General features: G+C 63.3%; 12 protein-coding genes and 3 rRNA genes. 10 read left to right on the top strand and 5 right to left on the bottom strand.

Annotated elements, in window-relative coordinates; genetic code table 11:
- Window positions 1-24 precede the first annotated feature (24 nt).
- On the top strand, window positions 25-1,257 hold the full coding sequence (locus tag J9315_RS14800) for an ABC transporter permease (protein ID WP_211978181.1): 1,233 nt from the start codon (window positions 25-27) through the stop codon (window positions 1,255-1,257).
- Window positions 1,258-1,443: 186 nt separating this feature from the next.
- Here J9315_RS14800 and purL read toward each other — a convergent pair whose 3' ends face one another.
- Window positions 1,444-3,810 carry a phosphoribosylformylglycinamidine synthase subunit PurL gene (purL, locus tag J9315_RS14795; protein WP_211978180.1) on the bottom strand — a complete coding sequence of 789 codons (2,367 nt, stop codon included), beginning with the start codon at window positions 3,808-3,810 and terminating at the stop codon, window positions 1,444-1,446.
- A 235-nt stretch (window positions 3,811-4,045) separates the two neighbouring features.
- Between purL and J9315_RS14790 the strand changes: the two genes are divergently transcribed.
- Window positions 4,046-4,957 (top strand): rhodanese-related sulfurtransferase, encoded by a 912-nt coding sequence (locus J9315_RS14790; protein ID WP_211978179.1) that lies wholly within the window; start codon window positions 4,046-4,048, stop codon window positions 4,955-4,957.
- Here J9315_RS14790 and J9315_RS14785 read toward each other — a convergent pair.
- Complete coding sequence (locus tag J9315_RS14785; protein ID WP_211978178.1) at window positions 4,930-5,544, bottom strand: hypothetical protein; 615 nt, start codon at window positions 5,542-5,544, stop codon at window positions 4,930-4,932. The two genes, J9315_RS14790 and J9315_RS14785, sit on opposite strands and share 28 nt — an antisense overlap.
- 73 nt (window positions 5,545-5,617) lie before the next feature.
- On the opposite strand from J9315_RS14785, the gene J9315_RS14780 reads away from it, so the two are divergent.
- Window positions 5,618-6,091 (top strand): MarR family transcriptional regulator, encoded by a 474-nt coding sequence (locus J9315_RS14780; RefSeq protein WP_211978177.1) that lies wholly within the window; start codon window positions 5,618-5,620, stop codon window positions 6,089-6,091.
- 27 nt (window positions 6,092-6,118) lie between these two features.
- On the opposite strand, the gene J9315_RS14775 is transcribed toward J9315_RS14780, so the two are convergent.
- Window positions 6,119-7,120, bottom strand: a complete 1,002-nt coding sequence (locus J9315_RS14775; RefSeq protein ID WP_211978176.1) for a DUF1731 domain-containing protein — start codon at window positions 7,118-7,120, stop codon at window positions 6,119-6,121.
- Between the two features lie 439 nt (window positions 7,121-7,559).
- Between J9315_RS14775 and J9315_RS14770 the strand changes: the two genes are divergently transcribed.
- From J9315_RS14770 to rrf, 3 genes are all read left to right on the top strand, one after another.
- A 16S ribosomal RNA gene (locus J9315_RS14770) occupies window positions 7,560-9,087 on the top strand.
- 394 nt (window positions 9,088-9,481) lie between these two features.
- Window positions 9,482-12,592 (top strand): 23S ribosomal RNA (locus J9315_RS14765).
- Between the two features lie 136 nt (window positions 12,593-12,728).
- Window positions 12,729-12,848: ribosomal RNA gene (rrf, locus tag J9315_RS14760) — 5S ribosomal RNA — on the top strand.
- Together the 16S, 23S and 5S rRNA genes form the textbook arrangement of a ribosomal RNA operon.
- Window positions 12,849-13,153: 305 nt before the next feature.
- Here rrf and J9315_RS14755 read toward each other — a convergent pair.
- Both J9315_RS14755 and J9315_RS14750 read right to left on the bottom strand, forming a co-directional pair.
- On the bottom strand, window positions 13,154-14,296 hold the full coding sequence (locus tag J9315_RS14755; protein ID WP_211978175.1) for an MFS transporter: 1,143 nt from the start codon (window positions 14,294-14,296) through the stop codon (window positions 13,154-13,156).
- Between the two features lie 3 nt (window positions 14,297-14,299).
- On the bottom strand, window positions 14,300-14,530 hold the full coding sequence (locus tag J9315_RS14750) for a hypothetical protein (protein ID WP_151929171.1): 231 nt from the start codon (window positions 14,528-14,530) through the stop codon (window positions 14,300-14,302).
- A gap of 93 nt (window positions 14,531-14,623) precedes the next feature.
- Between J9315_RS14750 and J9315_RS14745 the strand changes: the two genes are divergently transcribed.
- The 4 genes from J9315_RS14745 (at window position 14,624) to J9315_RS14730 (ending at window position 17,190) form a co-directional block, all read left to right on the top strand.
- Window positions 14,624-15,019, top strand: a complete 396-nt coding sequence (locus J9315_RS14745) for a MerR family transcriptional regulator (protein ID WP_031742339.1) — start codon at window positions 14,624-14,626, stop codon at window positions 15,017-15,019.
- 24 nt (window positions 15,020-15,043) lie between these two features.
- Window positions 15,044-15,577, top strand: coding sequence for an N-acetyltransferase (locus tag J9315_RS14740; RefSeq protein ID WP_031742338.1), 534 nt, complete (start codon window positions 15,044-15,046; stop codon window positions 15,575-15,577).
- 81 nt (window positions 15,578-15,658) lie between these two features.
- Window positions 15,659-15,952 carry a helix-turn-helix transcriptional regulator gene (locus J9315_RS14735; protein ID WP_211978174.1) on the top strand — a complete coding sequence of 98 codons (294 nt, stop codon included), beginning with the start codon at window positions 15,659-15,661 and terminating at the stop codon, window positions 15,950-15,952.
- Entirely contained in the window at window positions 15,949-17,190 is a 1,242-nt protein-coding gene (locus tag J9315_RS14730; RefSeq protein ID WP_211978173.1) for a type II toxin-antitoxin system HipA family toxin, read from the top strand. Before J9315_RS14735 ends, J9315_RS14730 begins: the two co-directional genes overlap by 4 nt.
- Window positions 17,191-17,644 lie beyond the last annotated feature (454 nt).

The following is a 17,644-nucleotide window of genomic DNA, read 5'->3' as shown; positions in this document are numbered from 1 at the left end:
CCCATGTGCGCATAGAGTGGCGGCATGAGTGAGCAGTGGCCCGGCCCGATGCCGCCCGAGAACCGCGGCCAGCCGTATGTGCGCAATGTCGGAGTTCCCGGTCACGTGCCGGAGCATCAGCCCGGAACAGGTCCCGGCGACCAATGGTCCCAGGGAGGGCAGCGGCCGTGGTCCCAGGGAGGGCAGCGCCCGGCAGCGGCGTCGGCCGCCGTCGACCCCGGATGGCGCGCGCGGATCGTGTTCTGGGTGTCGATCCTCATCGACCGACTGCCGGCGATCATCATGCTGCCGTTCCTCTATTCGACGTCGATCGCGGACGGGCTCCCGGATCTCGCCGCGATCTATTCTGTGGTGGTGCTCATCGCCGGCATCATCGCCTGCCTCGTCGGGGTTCTCGCTTTCCTCCTCGTGCGCAACACGAGTTGGGTGCGACGGATGATCGGCGGCGGCATCTATCTCGTCGCCGTCATCCTCGGCATGACGGTGCCGCCGGTGCTGTCGCGGCTGATCACGGAGTACGTCTATCGGATGAACATGGACTACTCGCTGTTCTCGTTCGTCTTCGCCGCCTTCTCGATGGTCGTGACCGCCGCTCTGCTCATCGCCTGGAACATCGTCCGCAACCGGTCGTGGTGGGTCCACCTCGTCGCCGTCGGTCTCGCTGTCGTCTCCGCCTTCGTCGTCGCCGTCACCCAGTACGTCATCACTCTCCAGGCACCGGCCTTCGGCGTCGCTGCAATCGTCCCGCAGGTGCTCTCGCTTCTCCTGTTCTTCGCCGCGCTCGGACTGCTCCACGTCTGCGGTCGCCTGCGCGGCGGGTCGGTGCCCGTCGTCGCTCAGCCGGCCCTCGGAGAGCGTCGACGGCTGCAGCCGGGACCGGCGGCGGGCGGTCAGTATTCGGGAGCGCAGTTCGCGGGAACGCAGTATCCGGGAGCGCAGAGCTGGGGTGACCAGTTCTCGGGCGGACAGCATTCGGGCGGTCAGCACCCGGGAGCCCCGAACTACGGAGGTCAGCCCCCGGGGGCACCGAACTACGGCGGACAGCATTCGGGTGCCCTATACGCGGGCGCCCCGAACCAAGGCGCCCAGTATCCGTATGACGCGCAGTATTCGGGCGCGCACGAAGCCTACGGCTCCCGGCAGACGTCCGGCCCGAACTCAGCAGGTCAGCCCTACGCGGACGGCCGACACTACGACAACCGCTGGAATGACGGCCAGCATGGAGCCGGCGACCCGCCGCGTCGCCCGCGGCACTGAACAGCAGTCGCCGCCGAGCCCGGAAGGGTCCCAGGCAGACACGAAGGAGCCGCGTGGATGACCACGCGGCTCCTTCGCTGCTCAGCCCCGAGGCCGAACCTTGCCCAGCGCAGAGGGCTGGCCGCTGCTCAGCGCAGAGGGCCGAACCCTGCTCAGCCCAGCGGGCCGGCCGCTGCCGATCTCACCTCAGCCGAAGTGCTCCGGCAGGGTCTTCTCGTGCGCGTCGCGGAGTTCGTTCAGACCGATCGAGAAGTGATCGACGAGCTCGAGCTGCGGCTCACCGTCGCCCGTGTCGGTCATGCCGATGCGGATGAACGGGAAGCCGCGGGCGGTGCACATGTCCTTGAACCGGACCTCCTCCGACCGCGGCACGGCGACGATCGCCCGTGCCGTCGACTCGGAGAACAGGGCGGTGAAGACGTCGATGCCGTCGCGTTCGCAGAGTTCGTCGAGCCAGATGCGCGCCCCGGTGTCGAACCGCAGGCTCGCCTCGACGAGCGCCTGGGACAGGCCGCCTTCTGAGAGGTCGTGGGCGGCATCGACCATGCCGTCGCGCGAGGAGTTGATGAGGATCTCACCGAGTTCGCGTTCGGCCTCCGGCTTGTACTGCGGGGGAACGCCGCCGAGGTGGCCGGCTGTGACATCGGCCCACGCCGAACCGTCGAGTTCGGCCGCTGTGGTGCCGAGCAGGTAGATCGTCTGACCCGGCTCGCTCCAGCCGCTCGGGGTGCGACGGGCGACGTCGTCGAAGACGCCGAGCACACCGACGACCGGGGTCGGGTGGATGGCCACGCCGCCGGTCTGGTTGTACAGCGACACGTTGCCGCCGGTCACGGGGATGCCCAGGTCCTGGCACGCCTCGGCGAGGCCTTCGACTGCGGCGGCGAACTGCCACATGATCTCCGGGTCCTCGGGCGAACCGAAGTTGAGGCAGTCGGTGACCGCGCGGGGGATGGCCCCTGCGGTGGCGACGTTGCGGTAGGCCTCGGCCAGCGCCAGCTGGGCGCCGCGGGCCGGGTCGAGGTAGCCGTAGCGGCCGTTGGCGTCCGTCGCGATGGCGACACCGAGGCCGGACTCCTCGTCGACGCGGATGACGCCGGCGTCGTCGGGGAAGGCCTGGGCGGTGTTGCCCTGGACGTAGCGGTCGTACTGGGTGGTGATCCACTCCTTCGACGCGAGGTTCGGCGCGGCCGCGAGCTCGAGCACGGTCGCCCGCAGCTCGTCATCGGTGGTGGGCGTGACCAGGCCGGCGGTCTCGACGGAGTTCGCGGCCACCTCGGCGGTCCAGGAGGGCTCGGTCATCGGACGGTTGTAGACGGGTCCGTCGTGGGCGACCGAGCGCGGGGGCACATCGACGATGACGTCGCCGTGCCATTCGATGATGAGGCGACCGGTGTCGGTGACCTCGCCGAGGACGGAGGTCTCGACATCCCACTTCTCGACGATCTTCATGAAGTCGTCGAGGCGGTCGGGCCGGACGACGGCCATCATCCGCTCCTGCGACTCGGACATGAGGATCTCTTCGGGGGTGAGGGTGTCATCGCGCAGCAACACGTCGTCGAGGGCGATGTGCATGCCGCCGTCACCGTTCGAGGCGAGCTCGGAGGTCGCGCAGCTGATGCCCGCGGCGCCGAGGTCCTGGATGCCCTCGACGACGCCGGCGCGGAAGAGCTCGAGGCAGCATTCGATGAGGACCTTCTCCGCGAAGGGGTCGCCCACCTGGACGGCGGGCCGCTTCGAGGGCTTCGTGTCGTCGAACGATTCGGAGGCGAGGATCGAGGCTCCGCCGATGCCGTCGCCGCCGGTGCGGGCGCCGAAGAGGACGACCTTGTTGCCCTTGCCGGAGGCGTTGGCCAGGCGGATGTCCTCGTGCCGGAGAACGCCGACGGCCAGGGCGTTGACCAGGGGATTGCCCTGGTAGACGGAGTCGAAGACGGTCTCGCCGCCGATGTTGGGCAGGCCGAGGGAGTTGCCGTACTGGCTGATGCCGGCGACGACGCCGTGGACGACGCGGGAGGTGTCGGGGTGGTCGATCGCGCCGAAGCGCAGCTGATCCATCACGGCCACGGGGCGGGCGCCCATCGAGATGATGTCGCGGACGATGCCGCCGACGCCGGTGGCCGCGCCCTGGTGGGGTTCGACGTAGCTCGGGTGGTTGTGCGACTCGACCTTGAAGGTCACCGCCCAGCCGTCGCCGATGTCGACGACGCCGGCGTTCTCGCCGATGCCCACGAGCAGGTGCTTCTTCATGTCGTCGGTGACGTAGTCACCGAACTTCGACAGGTGGACCTTCGAGGACTTGTACGAGCAGTGCTCGGACCACATGACGGAGTACATCGCCAATTCCGCCGAGGTGGGGCGACGACCGAGGATCTCCCTGATCCGGGCGTATTCGTCGGCTTTGAGGCCGAGTTCGGCGAACGGCTGGTCGACGTCGGGGTTCGCGGTGGCGAACTCGACCGTCTCCTTGACCTTCTTCGAGGTCTGATCGACCTCCTGGGCATCGTCCGCGCGAGCAGACTCGGAGTTCGCGGAGATGAGGTTTTCAGACATGTCCTCTGGGTGGCCCTTTCGTACGACACGGAGCTCAGCGTCCATCTTATCCGGGCCGGGTTCGTCCCGCGCGCCCGCCCGGGGGAGGGGCCGCCTCGGCGAGGGCATCGACGCATGCTTCGGTGACGCTGTCACGGTGCGCCACCTCGGCGAAGACGGCTGCGGTGAGGTCCGCTGACAGGGTGACGACCTCCGCTGTGGCAGGGGAACCGGGCCGCGAAATAGAATGGGGGCCATGGCCACTCCCAAGATCGTGCTCTTCTATGTCTTCACGCCGCTGCCCGACCCCGAGGCCGTCCGGCTCTGGCAGCACACCCTCGCCGAGAGCCTCGGGCTCAAGGGACGCGTGATCATCTCGGAGCACGGGATCAACGCGACGCTCGGCGGTGACATCGGCGAGGTCAAGGCCTATGTGCGGGCGACGAAGTCGTACGAGCCGTTCCGGGGTGCCGACATCAAATGGTCGAACGGGCAGGGCGATGACTTCCCGCGGCTGAGCGTCAAGGTCCGCCCCGAACTCGTGACGTTCGGAACCGACGACGAGATCACGGTGACTGCCGACGGCGTCCAGGGCGGGGGAACCCACCTCAAACCCGGCGCTCTGCACAAGCTCATGGACGAGCGCGGCGACGAGGTCGTCTTCTTCGACGGACGCAACGCGATGGAGGCGCAGATCGGGAAGTTCCGGGACGCGATCGTGCCCGACACGGAGACGACGCGCGACTTCATCGCCGAGATCGAATCCGGCAAGTACGACGACCTCAAGGACAGGCCCGTCGTCACCTACTGCACCGGCGGCATCCGCTGCGAGGTGCTGTCCGTGCTCATGAGGAACCGCGGGTTCAACGAGGTCTACCAGCTCGACGGCGGCATCGTCCGCTACGGCGAGACGTTCGGCAACTCGGGGTACTGGGACGGTTCGCTCTACGTCTTCGACAAGCGCATGCACGTCGAGTTCGGTGCCGGCGCCGAATCGATCGGCCGCTGCGTCGCATGCGGGGAGTCGACTCCGGAGTTCGTCAACTGCGCCGACCCCGCCTGCCGCAAGCAGTATCTGCGGTGTGCGGAGTGCACCGCGGCCGGTCGTCAGCCCCGCTGCACCGAGTGCGTGGCCGCGCCCTATCCCGCCGAGGCGGCCGCCGGCTGACCGCGATCCGCTGACCGCGGGCGCGCCCCACGGGCCGAGACGAGCAGGGCGGCCCCGATCTGGATGACGACTCCGTAGCGGGCGACTTCGCCGAAGCCGACGGTGGCGAGCATCGCGATGAGGTAGCACAGAAGCATTCCGGCGGTGAGTTTGCCGGCCCAGCGCCACTGCGGGCCGAGAATGAGCATGACGCCGAGGCCGACCTCGGCGAGAGTGGCCATGACGGCCGCGCCTGTGACGAGGGCGTCCGGTGCCCACGGCAGAAGGATCCCGGTGTACGTCGTGAAGGCGCCCCAGCTTCCCCACGAGACGCCCGGCTCACCCGGTGCGTCGAGGACTCCGAAGCGATCGGCGACCGAGAGGACGAGCTCGATGCCGAGTGCGACGCCGAGGAGCCGTCCGGCGAGCCACCGTGCCCACGCGTGCCCGGTCAGCGCGGCCACGGCGGCGATGACCGTCAGGGTCGAGAGCGCGATGACGACGGGTCCCGGCGGTCTCCCGAGGAACAGTCCCCAGACGAGGGCTCCGAGTCCGAGCGCGGTCCAGATCCAGCCGCCGATGAGGCGCGGGTGATCCATCGATTCCATGAGCAGTCCTCTTCCGATGCCAGCCGAGATGGTAAGGTGCTTGACTGTTATCACGTTAGGAGGTCTCGCTGAGATGGTCAAGAGCCTTACTAATCCACTGCAGGATCGGCCGCTGCCGCTCGGCTCCCTGCTCGCCGCGACCGCACAGCATCTGCTCGCCGGATTGGACGACGCCCTCGCCGAGGCAGGGCTGACCGGAATCCGCTCCGCGCACGCCCCGCTGTTCCTCGTCATCGACCCCGAGGGGACTCGGGCCTCGGTGCTTGCGCAGCGGGCGCGGATGACGAAGCAGGCGATGGGGGAGCAGGTCCGCCACCTCGAGCGGCTCGGCTATGTCGAGGTGGTGCCCGACCCGGACGACGGGCGGGCGCGACTCGTGCGCCTGACCGAGGCGGGGTGGAAAGGGGTCGAGATCGCCGGGCGGGTCATCGATCGCTTCGATGCGTGGCTCGACGAGCGGATCGGCGCCGAGGTCGTCGCCGAGCTGCGTGCGACCCTCGGGGAGGTCCTCCTCAGTGAACCGTCGGAATGGGAAGCGCGTCCCTGAGTCGAGCGCTATCGCCTCGCCCCGTCATCAGCGCAGCAGACTCTTCACTGCGGCCCCGACGTCGGTCCAGCGGAAGTCGAAGCCGGCGGCTTCGAGCTTCTCGGGCAGCACCCACCGGCTCTTGAGGACGAGTTCGGACTCCTGCTGGAGGACGAGCATTCCGGTTTCGAGCAGCCACCGCGGCGCGGGAATCCCGATCGGCATCCGCACGGCTCGCCGCAGCGCTGCCATGAGTGCCCTGTTGTCCGAGACGCCGGGGCTCGCGAGGTTGATCGGACCCGAGAGCTCCGGGTGCGCATCGATGAACCGGATAGCGGCGATGAGGTCCTCGATGTGAATCCAACTGAAGCGCTGATGACCATGGGTCGGCTCGTGTCCCCGCCAAACCGTCGGTCCCGACGGGGTCGGGCCGATTCCCCGGTAGCGCCGATGCCCGAACCAGCGGCCCTCGAGCTGAGGTCCGCCAGCACCGAAGCGGGCGGCCGTCGCGAGCATGGTCAGCGCCGCGCCGTCACCGAGGACGATCGCCATCCGCGCGGCCACGCGCCGAGTGCGCGGCAGATCGCCGCGGAAGAGCTCAGCCTCCCAGCCGGTCGCGACGTCGACGGAGAAGCCCGCCCCGATCTCGCCGGTCGATTCGGTCTGCGGGCGATCGGTGGCGTGCCGGTAGATCGTCGCCGTGCTCGCGTTGATCCACAGTCGCGGCGGCGCCGAGGCGGCGGTGACTGCGTTGTGGAGTGCTCGGGTCGTGAGGATGCGGGAGTTCCAGATCTCGTTCCGGTTGCGGTCGTTGTACCGACATCCGACGCTGCGGCCGGCGAGGTTGATGAGCAGATCGGCTCCATCGACCGCTGCGGCGATGCCAGCAGGGTCCTCCCATGTGGTGTCCGCTGACGCACCGCGCCCGATCGTGCGCACCCGGTAGCCCCATTCCTCGAGCGGACCGAGGAGCGAGCGGCCGACGAACCCGGATGCGCCGGCGATGACCGCGATGGGAGGGTGGGCCAGTGGTTCCGCAGGATCGCTCATGAGGCCACCGTATCCCGCGTGTTTTCAGCGGTGACGGTTGTCACAGGCCGAATCCGGGTCAACGAGTTGCGGGCAGCCTCTGCGGTGGTCTAGAGTTATATCTCGTTCGCCTCACCGGGAACACCACGGTCAAAGGGTGTCCCCACCGGGTGTGACCAGCACAAACAAGGGTTTGATGCGGTGGGTCACAACACGGTTGGAAGTGAGTGCGGGCAGCCTGTGGATGCCCCCGGTTGATCACGCGGAAAACATTTCGTGTGATGGTTGGGTGTGTGTTTGTGGTTTGAGAATCCAATAGCGTGTTTGTTTGAACAATGTGATGCCAGAAAATTTTTTCTGGTAAGACAACCACACAACCGTCATGGTTGTGGATGGGTCACCGTGTCCACCCCCGTGGGCGTGGTGACTGTCTTGCCGGGATCACTGAAATAAGAAGTTTTTTATGGAGAGTTTGATCCTGGCTCAGGACGAACGCTGGCTGCGTGCTTAACACATGCAAGTCGAACGCTGAAGCCCCAGCTTGCTGGGGTGGATGAGTGGCGAACGGGTGAGTAACACGTGAGTAACCTGCCCCTGACTTCGGGATAAGCCCGGGAAACTGGGTCTAATACTGGATACGACCTGTCCTCGCATGAGGGTGGGTGGAAAGTTTTTTCGGTTGGGGATGGGCTCGCGGCCTATCAGTTTGTTGGTGAGGTAATGGCTCACCAAGACGACGACGGGTAGCCGGCCTGAGAGGGCGACCGGCCACACTGGGACTGAGACACGGCCCAGACTCCTACGGGAGGCAGCAGTGGGGAATATTGCACAATGGGGGAAACCCTGATGCAGCGACGCAGCGTGCGGGATGACGGCCTTCGGGTTGTAAACCGCTTTCAGCAGGGAAGAAGCGAAAGTGACGGTACCTGCAGAAGAAGTACCGGCTAACTACGTGCCAGCAGCCGCGGTAATACGTAGGGTACGAGCGTTGTCCGGAATTATTGGGCGTAAAGAGCTCGTAGGTGGTTGGTCACGTCTGCTGTGGAAACGCAACGCTTAACGTTGCGCCTGCAGTGGGTACGGGCTGACTAGAGTGCAGTAGGGGAGTCTGGAATTCCTGGTGTAGCGGTGAAATGCGCAGATATCAGGAGGAACACCGGTGGCGAAGGCGGGACTCTGGGCTGTAACTGACACTGAGGAGCGAAAGCATGGGGAGCGAACAGGATTAGATACCCTGGTAGTCCATGCCGTAAACGTTGGGCACTAGGTGTGGGGGACATTCCACGTTCTCCGCGCCGTAGCTAACGCATTAAGTGCCCCGCCTGGGGAGTACGGTCGCAAGGCTAAAACTCAAAGGAATTGACGGGGGCCCGCACAAGCGGCGGAGCATGCGGATTAATTCGATGCAACGCGAAGAACCTTACCAAGGCTTGACATACACCAGACCGGCCTGGAAACAGGTCTTCCCCTTTGGGGTTGGTGTACAGGTGGTGCATGGTTGTCGTCAGCTCGTGTCGTGAGATGTTGGGTTAAGTCCCGCAACGAGCGCAACCCTCGTTCTATGTTGCCAGCACGTGATGGTGGGAACTCATAGGAGACTGCCGGGGTCAACTCGGAGGAAGGTGGGGATGACGTCAAATCATCATGCCCTTTATGTCTTGGGCTTCACGCATGCTACAATGGCTGGTACAAAGAGAAGCGAACCCGTGAGGGTCAGCGAATCCCTTAAAGCCAGTCTCAGTTCGGATCGTAGTCTGCAATTCGACTACGTGAAGTCGGAGTCGCTAGTAATCGCAGATCAGCAACGCTGCGGTGAATACGTTCCCGGGCCTTGTACACACCGCCCGTCAAGTCACGAAAGTCGGTAACACCCGAAGCCGGTGGCCTAACCAGTTTTCTGGAGGGGGCCGTCTAAGGTGGGACTGGTGATTGGGACTAAGTCGTAACAAGGTAGCCGTACCGGAAGGTGCGGCTGGATCACCTCCTTTCTAAGGAGCACACCAGTATGGTGCCCACCGATCAGAACCCGATCGTGGTTCGGGTGGGCTGCTCAAGGGTGGAACATCACATTTGTCGCTCGTCCAACCAGCGTTGTCGGGGTGATGTGCCTCGGGTGACGGTGGTGTGGGTGGCGGATAGAACGAGCACGCTGTTGGGTCCTGGAACCGCAAGTGTGGTTCCACAGGCCCCAACCCAACCCGCTGCTGGCAGTACTGCTGCCTGGTGTGGGGTGGTGTTTGGTAGTGGTTTGAGAATCGTATAGTGGACGCGAGCATCAAGCACCAGCCTTTTGGCTGGTGTGTAGTGTGATTTTCTTTGAGTCAAAAATTCTTAGTGTGATATTTTCGCGCACACACACATAACCGACCCGGATCGGGTGGTGTGTGAGTGTGTAAGAGCGCATGGTGGATGCCTTGGCATCAGGAGCCGATGAAGGACGTGGAAATCTGCGATAAGCCTCGGGGAGCCGATAAACGGGCTGTGATCCGAGGATGTCCGAATGGGGAAACCCCGCCACATGTGAGTGTGGTGACCCGCATCTGAATATATAGGGTGTGTGGAGGGAACGCGGGGAAGTGAAACATCTCAGTACCCGTAGGAAGAGAAAATAAGAATGATTCCGGGAGTAGTGGCGAGCGAAACTGGATGAGCCTAAACCCTGACAGTGTGAGAGCGTGCTGGTGTTGCTGTTTGGGTGTTGTGGGGTGTGTGTGTTCGGTTCAGCATGACCGAGACGCTGATGTGTGTGATCTGTAGTCGAACCTGGTGGGAAACAGGACCGCAGTGGGTGAGAGTCCCGTAGACGAAACAGGTCACCCCGGTGTGATGCATGTCCCCGAGTAGCACGGAACTCGTGGAATTCCGTGTGAATCTGCCAGGACCACCTGGTAAGGCTAAATACTTCCTGATGACCGATAGCGGATCAGTACCGTGAGGGAATGGTGAAAAGTACCCCGGGAGGGGAGTGAAAGAGTACCTGAAACCATGTGCTTACAATCCGTCAGAGCCACCATTGGTTGTGGTGATGGCGTGCCTTTTGAAGAATGAGCCTGCGAGTTAGCGGTGCGTGGCGAGGTTAACCCGTGTGGGGTAGCCGTAGCGAAAGCGAGTCCGAACAGGGCGATATCAGTCGCGTGTCCTAGACCCGAAGCGGAGTGATCTAGCCATGGGCAGGGTGAAGCAGCAGTAAGATGTTGTGGAGGCCCGCACCCACTTCAGTTGAAAATGGAGGGGATGACCTGTGGTTAGGGGTGAAAGGCCAATCAAACTCTGTGATAGCTGGTTCTCCCCGAAATGCATTTAGGTGCAGCGTTGCGTGGTTCTTGCCGGAGGTAGAGCTACTGGATGGCTGATGGGCCCCACCGGGTTACTGACGTCAACTAAACTCCGAATGCCGGTAAGGTTCAGCGTGGCAGTGAGACAGTGGGGGATAAGCTTCATTGTCGAGAGGGAAACAGCCCAGACCATCAACTAAGGCCCCTAAGCGTGTGCTGAGTGGGAAAGGATGTTCAGTTGCGAAGACAACCAGGAGGTTGGCTTAGAAGCAGCCACCCTTGAAAGAGTGCGTAATAGCTCACTGGTCAAGTGATTGAGCGCCGATAATGTAGCGGGGCTAAGTACACCGCCGAAGTTGTGGCAGCACCACAGATAGCCGTAATGGTGTGGTGTTGGGTAGGGGAGCGTCGTGTCGCCAGTGAAGTCGCCGTGTGAACGAGTGGTGGAGGCGTCACGAGTGAGAATGCAGGCATGAGTAGCGAAAGACGGGTGAGAAACCCGTCCACCGGATGACCAAGGGTTCCAGGGCTAGGCTAATCCGCCCTGGGTAAGTCGGGACCTAAGGCGAGGCCGACAGGCGTAGTCGATGGACAACCAGTTGATATTCTGGTACCGACACACAACCGACAATACCAAAACACATGACACTAACTCCCCCGCGTGCCCGTGGTGCCTTCGGGTGCCTGGTTGGCATTGTGGGCGAGGACCTGAGTGTGGAGTCGGTCAGCGTGAGGTGTGACGCAGAAAGGTAGCCAGGCCACGCGATGGTTGTCGTGGTCTAAGGTCGTAGCACGTGGGGGTAGGCAAATCCGTCCCCACACGAGTGTGAGAGCTGATGGGCGCCCCACAATGGTGGGGTGATCTGGTGATCCTCTGCTGCCGAGAAAAGCATCGACGTGAGGGTGTGTGTTGCCCGTACCCTATAACCGACACAGGTGGTCAGGTAGAGAATACTAAGGTGATCGAGAGAATCGTGGTTAAGGAACTCGGCAAAATGCCCCCGTAACTTCGGGAGAAGGGGGGCCATCCTGGTGAAACACCCACGCGGTGTGGAGCTGGTGGTGGTCGCAGAGGCCAGAGAGAAGCGACTGTTTATTAAAAACACAGGTCCGTGCGAAGATGTAAGTCGATGTATACGGACTGACGCCTGCCCGGTGCTGGAAGGTTAAGAGGACCCGTTAACCCGTAAGGGTGAAGCGGAGAATTTAAGCCCCAGTAAACGGCGGTGGTAACTATAACCATCCTAAGGTAGCGAAATTCCTTGTCGGGTAAGTTCCGACCTGCACGAATGGCGTAACGACTTCTCTGCTGTCTCAACCACGAACTCGGCGAAATTGCATTACGAGTAAAGATGCTCGTTACGCGCAGCAGGACGGAAAGACCCCGAGACCTTCACTATAGTTTGGTATTGGGCTTCGGTGTGGTTTGTGTAGGATAGGTGGGAGATGTTGAAGCCTGGTCGCCAGATCGGGTGGAGTCGGCAAGTGAAATACCACTCTGACCATTCTGGATTCCTTAACTTCGGACCCTGATCGGGTTCAGGGACAGTGCCTGATGGGTAGTTTAACTGGGGCGGTTGCCTCCTAAAGAGTAACGGAGGCGCCCAAAGGTTCCCTCAGCCTGGTTGGCAATCAGGTGTCGAGTGTAAGTGCACAAGGGAGCTTGACTGTGAGACGGACGTGTCGAGCAGGAGCGAAAGCTGGGACTAGTGACCCGGCCATGGCTTGTGGAAGCGTGGTCGCTCAACGGATAAAAGGTACCTCGGGGATAACAGGCTGATCTTGCCCAAGAGTCCATATCGACGGCATGGTTTGGCACCTCGATGTCGGCTCGTCGCATCCTGGGGCTGGAGTCGGTCCCAAGGGTTGGGCTGTTCGCCCATTAAAGCGGTACGCGAGCTGGGTTTAGAACGTCGTGAGACAGTTCGGTCCCTATCCGCTGCGTGCGTAGGAAATTTGTGGAGGGCTGTCCTTAGTACGAGAGGACCGGGACGGACGAACCTCTGGTGTGCCAGTTGTACCGCCAGGTGCATGGCTGGTTGGCTACGTTCGGGAAGGATAACCGCTGAAAGCATCTAAGCGGGAAGCCTGCTCCGAGATGAGATTTCCATCCCTATTGGGGGGAGGTGCCCAGGAGAACACTGGGTTGATAGGCCGGGTATGGAAGCACTGTAAGGTGTGGAGTTGACTGGTACTAATACGCCGATCACTCACACAACCCATTAACGGGTTGGTGTGTGCGGGAGAAACATTAACGAGTTTTTGATTTGATCACATTGTGGTGTTCGCGTTCGCTGTGCGGTTCTTGGACCATTACCACACACAAGAGACGTGTGTGGGTGGTTTGTTGGTTTTGCGGTGGTGATAGTGGTGGGGAAACGCCCGGTTAACCGTTCCGATCCCGGTAGCTAAGCCCATGTCATGCTGATGGTACTGCAACTTGGTGGTTGTGGGAGAGTAAGTGACTGCCGCAATATTCTTTGGTGGGGGCACTCCTTTTTGGGGGTGCCCCCACTTTTTGCATTCACGCACCGGACCGGACTTCGTGCCGGTGTGGTGGTTGGGGGACCGGTAAGGTCCCCCTTTCCTGCATTCAAGCACCGGACCGGAATTCGGGCCGTCAGGGGGTGCCTGCTGCGGTCAGCTGGGGGTGTCGAGTCCGAGGAAACGGGGGACTGCCTCGGTGCCGGTGACCTCAACTGGCTCGGGCCCGCGGATGATGTCGGCAGCCGGCAGCACCAACTGGTGATCCGTGTGCGCGATTCGACGTCGGCCCTGGCTAACTGTCGGCGATTGTCGCGCGGGCGTCCAGGGGACGAGCAGCCACGACTGCGCCGAGACCGAGGAGTGCCAACAGCGCGAACAGTGCGAACAGGCCGGCTGCGGCACCCGCGATCGAGGGCAGGGCTGAATTGACGACGATGCCGCCGATAGCGGCCGCGAACGCTTGGCCGAGTTGACTGACGATGGGAATGGCTGCGGCGGCGATTCGGCCGTCTGCCTCGCTCGAGCTGCTCGACATCACGCGCACGGACAAGTGCGGGTTCGCCATCCCGACGCCCACACCAGCGAGGATCAACGCCAGTATCCAGCCGATGATGACCATCGGCTCGGCCAGCGGAACGATCTGCAGAACGAAGAGCACCGCCATCGCGACCGTCGTCACGGCCGGCCCAAGGACAAGCAGACGCGCCTGCACAGCTGGGCGTTCGGCTCGGGAACTCCAGATGGCAGCGACTGACCAGCCGATCGACACGGTCGCGCCGAGGAAACCGGCGGCTGACGGGGCAAGGTCGAACAGACGCTGCCCGAACAAAGGAGTGAACGCCTCGCTGGCCGGCGCGGCCGTGGTCAACGCGAGGGCAAGGTAGATCCATTTCAGCGACCCTCGCGTGTAGGCCAGGGGCGGCAGAACACCGACCCGCGCTCTTCGGTCGACGGCGATGAAGGCGACCAGCACAATCGCCGCAGACACGACCCCGACCCACACCCAGGCGCTTGGGAGGACGCTGGTGATGCTGAGCGCAGCGATGGCGACGATGAGAATGATCATCGACGTCAGCGGCAGCCGGGTCAGGTCCACTGATCGCTGCGACCTAGGCAGAGTCAAGGGCGCGGCGATCGCGAGAATGACACCCGCGGCGGCCACCGAGGCAAACGCGAGCCGCCAGGCATCCAGCTGTGCGAAGGCCCCGCCAGCGGTCGGGCCGACAATCGTCCCGACTCCGAACATCGCCGACACGACTGCGGTTGCTCGCGCCCACGCTGTCTCCGGCAGCGCCGTCCGGATGAGAGCGAACGCCAAACCGGACAGCAGTCCACCGCCGACGCCCTGCGCCGCGCGGCCGATCAGGAGAACCTCCATGCTCGGTGCTGCGGCGGCAACAGCACTGCCGACCGCGAACGCACCCGCACCGAGCACATATTAGCGGTGAGCACCGAGCCGGCCCAGCGCCGCTGGAGTCGCCACCGTTGCGGCTACCCCCGCGACGATGAACACCGTCGTCACCCACGCGTAGTACACCTCGCCGCCGACCTCGGCGACGGCGCTCGGCATCAGAGCGCTGGTGAGGTACATGGTGACTGCCTGCAGCAGAATTCCCGCCGCGAGCACCGTCGTCACCCCGGCGGAGGATCGGGCGGTTCCGCGATTCATGGAATTCGCTGTACTCGATGTGGTGTCCATGGGCGCCACGCTAGAACTTCAACATATATTGAAGTCAAGACCTGAATCTGGGAGGCTCTCCCTATGACGACGACATCATTCATCGACACACAGCATCTCCTGACTGTGCGGGATGTTGCCGTGGACAGCGGTGTCGCCCCTTCTGCGGTCCGGTTCTATGAACGGCACGGGGTGATCACCGCAGTGCGCACGCCGGGCAACCAGCGACGGTTCGCTGCAAGCGCCGCATGCCAGGTCAGAGTGGCGAAACTCGCGCAGCGCGTCGGGTTCACTGTGCGGGAGATCGCCGAGATCTTCGATGATCTGCCCGACGACCCGCAGCCCCGGGATTGGAACCGCATCTCCGAGCATCTCGTCGCGAGTGCGGAACGGCGCCTGGAGGAACTCACCCGTGCGGTCGACTCCATGCGTGCGGAAGGGCGACTCTGCGACCTCAACGATGCTCTCGAGGCGGAATGAGAATCCGGGGGTAGTCTCAGAAGAATGATCATCCGTCGTGAGACCGAATCAGACATCAGCGCCATTCGCTCCGTCACCGCAGAGGCATTCCGCAGCGCCGCTCACAGTGCACCCCCGGTCGCCCCGGGCGGAGACCCCGGAGAGGTCACTCTCATCGAGTGGCTGCGAGACGACGAGTCCTGGATTCCCGAGCTCTCGCTCGTCGCCGTCATCGACGACACCGTGGTCGGGCACATCGTCGCCACTCGTGCTCATGTCGGTACCGCGCCGGCAGTCGGGATCGGCCCGGTCAGCGTGCTCCCGGCCCACCAGGGCAAAGGGATCGGCTCCGCGCTGATGGAGTTCGCTCTCGGCGCTGCCGACGCGCTCGGCACCCCGGTCGCCGGCCTCCTCGGCGATCCGAACTTCTACGGTCGCTTCGGCTTCGTCCCCGCCTCAGCGATGGGAATCGAATCTCCCGACCCCGCGTGGGGCGACTACTTCCAGATGCGAGCTCTGTCGACCTATGCCGGCGAACACGGGAGTTTCCGCTACGCGGAGCCATTCACTCGTCTCTGACGCCTGTCAACGTACTGTTATGAGTAGTATCATGGCCGTAATTACTGTTAGTGGGTGGGATACAGTCAGTTAGGGGACGTTATGGATGTCACGCGCGCGGTGGGGCGTCGCCTCGGTGACGTCGGCGGATCGATCCGCAGGTGGCGTCTCATGCAATCGCTCAAAGCCGCAGAACTCGCGCAACGCGCAGGGATCTCGAGGACGACACTGCAGAAGATCGAACGCGGCGATCCCGGAGTCTCGATCGGCGCGGTGATGTCGGTGATGCAGGCACTCGGACAGCTCGACCACGTCGCAGAGTCGTTCGACCCGTTGAGCACAGATGTCGGCAGGCTGCGTTCGACGGAATCTCTGCCTGAGCGGGTTCGCCGATGAATGCTGATGAGGTGCTCGTCGATCTCGACATCAACGGTCGCACCGAGCTCGTCGGCACTGCCTATTTCCACGTGGCCCGCAATGAGGTGTCGACCACGTTCGTCTACTCGCCGGGCTACCTCGCCCAACGGTGGGCGTTCCCGATCGACCCTCAATTGCCCTTGTCGACCGGATCGTACACGATCGCCGGCCTGCCGGGGGCGTTGAGCGATTGCGCTCCGGATCGTTGGGGCCGCAATCTCGTCGCCAAGCAGCACCAGAGGCTCGTTGCCTCAGGGCAGGCGCGCCACCGCCGGCTCACCGAGGTCGACTACCTCATCGGAGTCAGTGATGTCACCCGCCAGGGTGCTTTGCGATTCCGCAGTCCGGAGTCCCCGTCACACCTGGCAGCCGGAGCTCATGTTCCCCCGCTCATCCGACTGCCCGAGCTCCAGAGGGCGGCCGACGAGGCCGCCGATGGCTCCGATGCCGCGGCCAAGCGCCTCCTCGACGCCGGAACCGGGTCGCTCGGTGGCGCTCGACCGAAGGCCTCCGTCCTGGGGGACGGAGGCCTGATGATTGCGAAGTTCTCCCGACCCACAGACGATTGGTCAGTCATCGCATGGGAGGGGGTCGCTCTCGAGCTTGCGTCACGTGCCGGCATCTCCGTCCCCGGTCGGCAGCTGCTCACTCTCGATGATCGACCCGTTCTCGTCGTCGACCGGTTCGACCGAGGCGGTGGGTCTCGGGTTCCGTATCTGAGCGCGATGACGGCGACCGAGCGGCGCGACGGCGAGCCAGGCGACTACCTCGACATCGTTGAAGCGATCGAGGATCTCAGCCTCAACTGGAGGCGAGACTGCGCGGAGCTGTTCCGGCGCGTGGTGTTCTCCGCAGCCATCCACAACACCGACGACCATCTGCGCAATCACGGGTTCTTGCGGCGGCCCGCAGGATGGGAGCTCAGTCCGGTCTTCGACATCAATCCCGAGCCAGATGTCGACACCGAACGGCAGACCGCGATCAACGGAGCCCGGTCGGCTGACGAGGAGATGTCCGCGCTTCTCGACTTCGGGTCGCTCTGCCACCTCGATAGTCGGCAGGCACGACGCATCATGAGAGACGTCGCCGAGGCGGTCGGCCAGTGGCGCAGCGTCTCCCACGCGCGCGCATTGCCGACGTCGGAGATCGCGATGTTCGGTGACGTCTTCGACCGCCAGGTCAACGCGGTTCTGCGTGCCGCCGGAGGGCCGATATAGGCGTAGTCGCCCTGTTTTCCGGGTGGTTTTCGCACCCCTTTGCTTCGTGTGGTGGTTGTCACCCCGGAATGGTCGATTTCGGGGTTGCGTGAGGGGTCTGCAGTGGTCTAGAGTTATATCTCGTTCGCCTCACCGGGAACACCACGATCAAAGGGTGTCCCCACCGGGTGTGACCAGCACAAACAAGGGTTTGATGCGGTGGGTCACAACGCGGTTGGAAGTGAGTGCGGGCAGCCTGTGGATGCCCCCGGTTGATCACGCGGAAAAATTTTCGTGTGATGGTTGGGTGTGTGTTTGTGGTTTGAGAATCCAATAGCGTGTTTGTTTGAACAATGTGATGCCAGAAAATTTTTTCTGGTAAGACAACCACACCATGACCCATTGCCTGGGTTGTGGTGGTATGGGTCACTGTGTCCACCCCCGTGGGCGTGGTGACTGTCTTGCCGGGATCACT

This window comes from Brevibacterium sp. W7.2 (assembly GCF_018137945.1).
Classification (GTDB): domain Bacteria; phylum Actinomycetota; class Actinomycetes; order Actinomycetales; family Brevibacteriaceae; genus Brevibacterium; species Brevibacterium sanguinis.
This window is presented reverse-complemented; position numbering and strand designations above follow the sequence as displayed.

Excerpts from the sequence above, each read along its gene's own strand:
- J9315_RS14775 (WP_211978176.1), bottom strand. The coding sequence starts at position 7,120 with ATGAGCGATCCTGCGGAACCACTGGCCCACCCTCCCATCGCGGTCATC.
- J9315_RS14785 (WP_211978178.1), bottom strand. The coding sequence starts at position 5,544 with ATGGAATCGATGGATCACCCGCGCCTCATCGGCGGCTGGATCTGGACC.
- J9315_RS14790 (WP_211978179.1), top strand. The coding sequence starts at position 4,046 with ATGGCCACTCCCAAGATCGTGCTCTTCTATGTCTTCACGCCGCTGCCC.
- J9315_RS14730 (WP_211978173.1), top strand. The coding sequence starts at position 15,949 with ATGAATGCTGATGAGGTGCTCGTCGATCTCGACATCAACGGTCGCACC.
- J9315_RS14750 (WP_151929171.1), bottom strand. The coding sequence starts at position 14,530 with ATGAATCGCGGAACCGCCCGATCCTCCGCCGGGGTGACGACGGTGCTC.
- J9315_RS14745 (WP_031742339.1), top strand. The coding sequence starts at position 14,624 with ATGACGACGACATCATTCATCGACACACAGCATCTCCTGACTGTGCGG.
- purL (WP_211978180.1), bottom strand. The coding sequence starts at position 3,810 with ATGTCTGAAAACCTCATCTCCGCGAACTCCGAGTCTGCTCGCGCGGAC.
- J9315_RS14735 (WP_211978174.1), top strand. The coding sequence starts at position 15,659 with ATGGATGTCACGCGCGCGGTGGGGCGTCGCCTCGGTGACGTCGGCGGA.
- J9315_RS14800 (WP_211978181.1), top strand. The coding sequence starts at position 25 with ATGAGTGAGCAGTGGCCCGGCCCGATGCCGCCCGAGAACCGCGGCCAG.
- J9315_RS14740 (WP_031742338.1), top strand. The coding sequence starts at position 15,044 with ATGATCATCCGTCGTGAGACCGAATCAGACATCAGCGCCATTCGCTCC.
- J9315_RS14780 (WP_211978177.1), top strand. The coding sequence starts at position 5,618 with ATGGTCAAGAGCCTTACTAATCCACTGCAGGATCGGCCGCTGCCGCTC.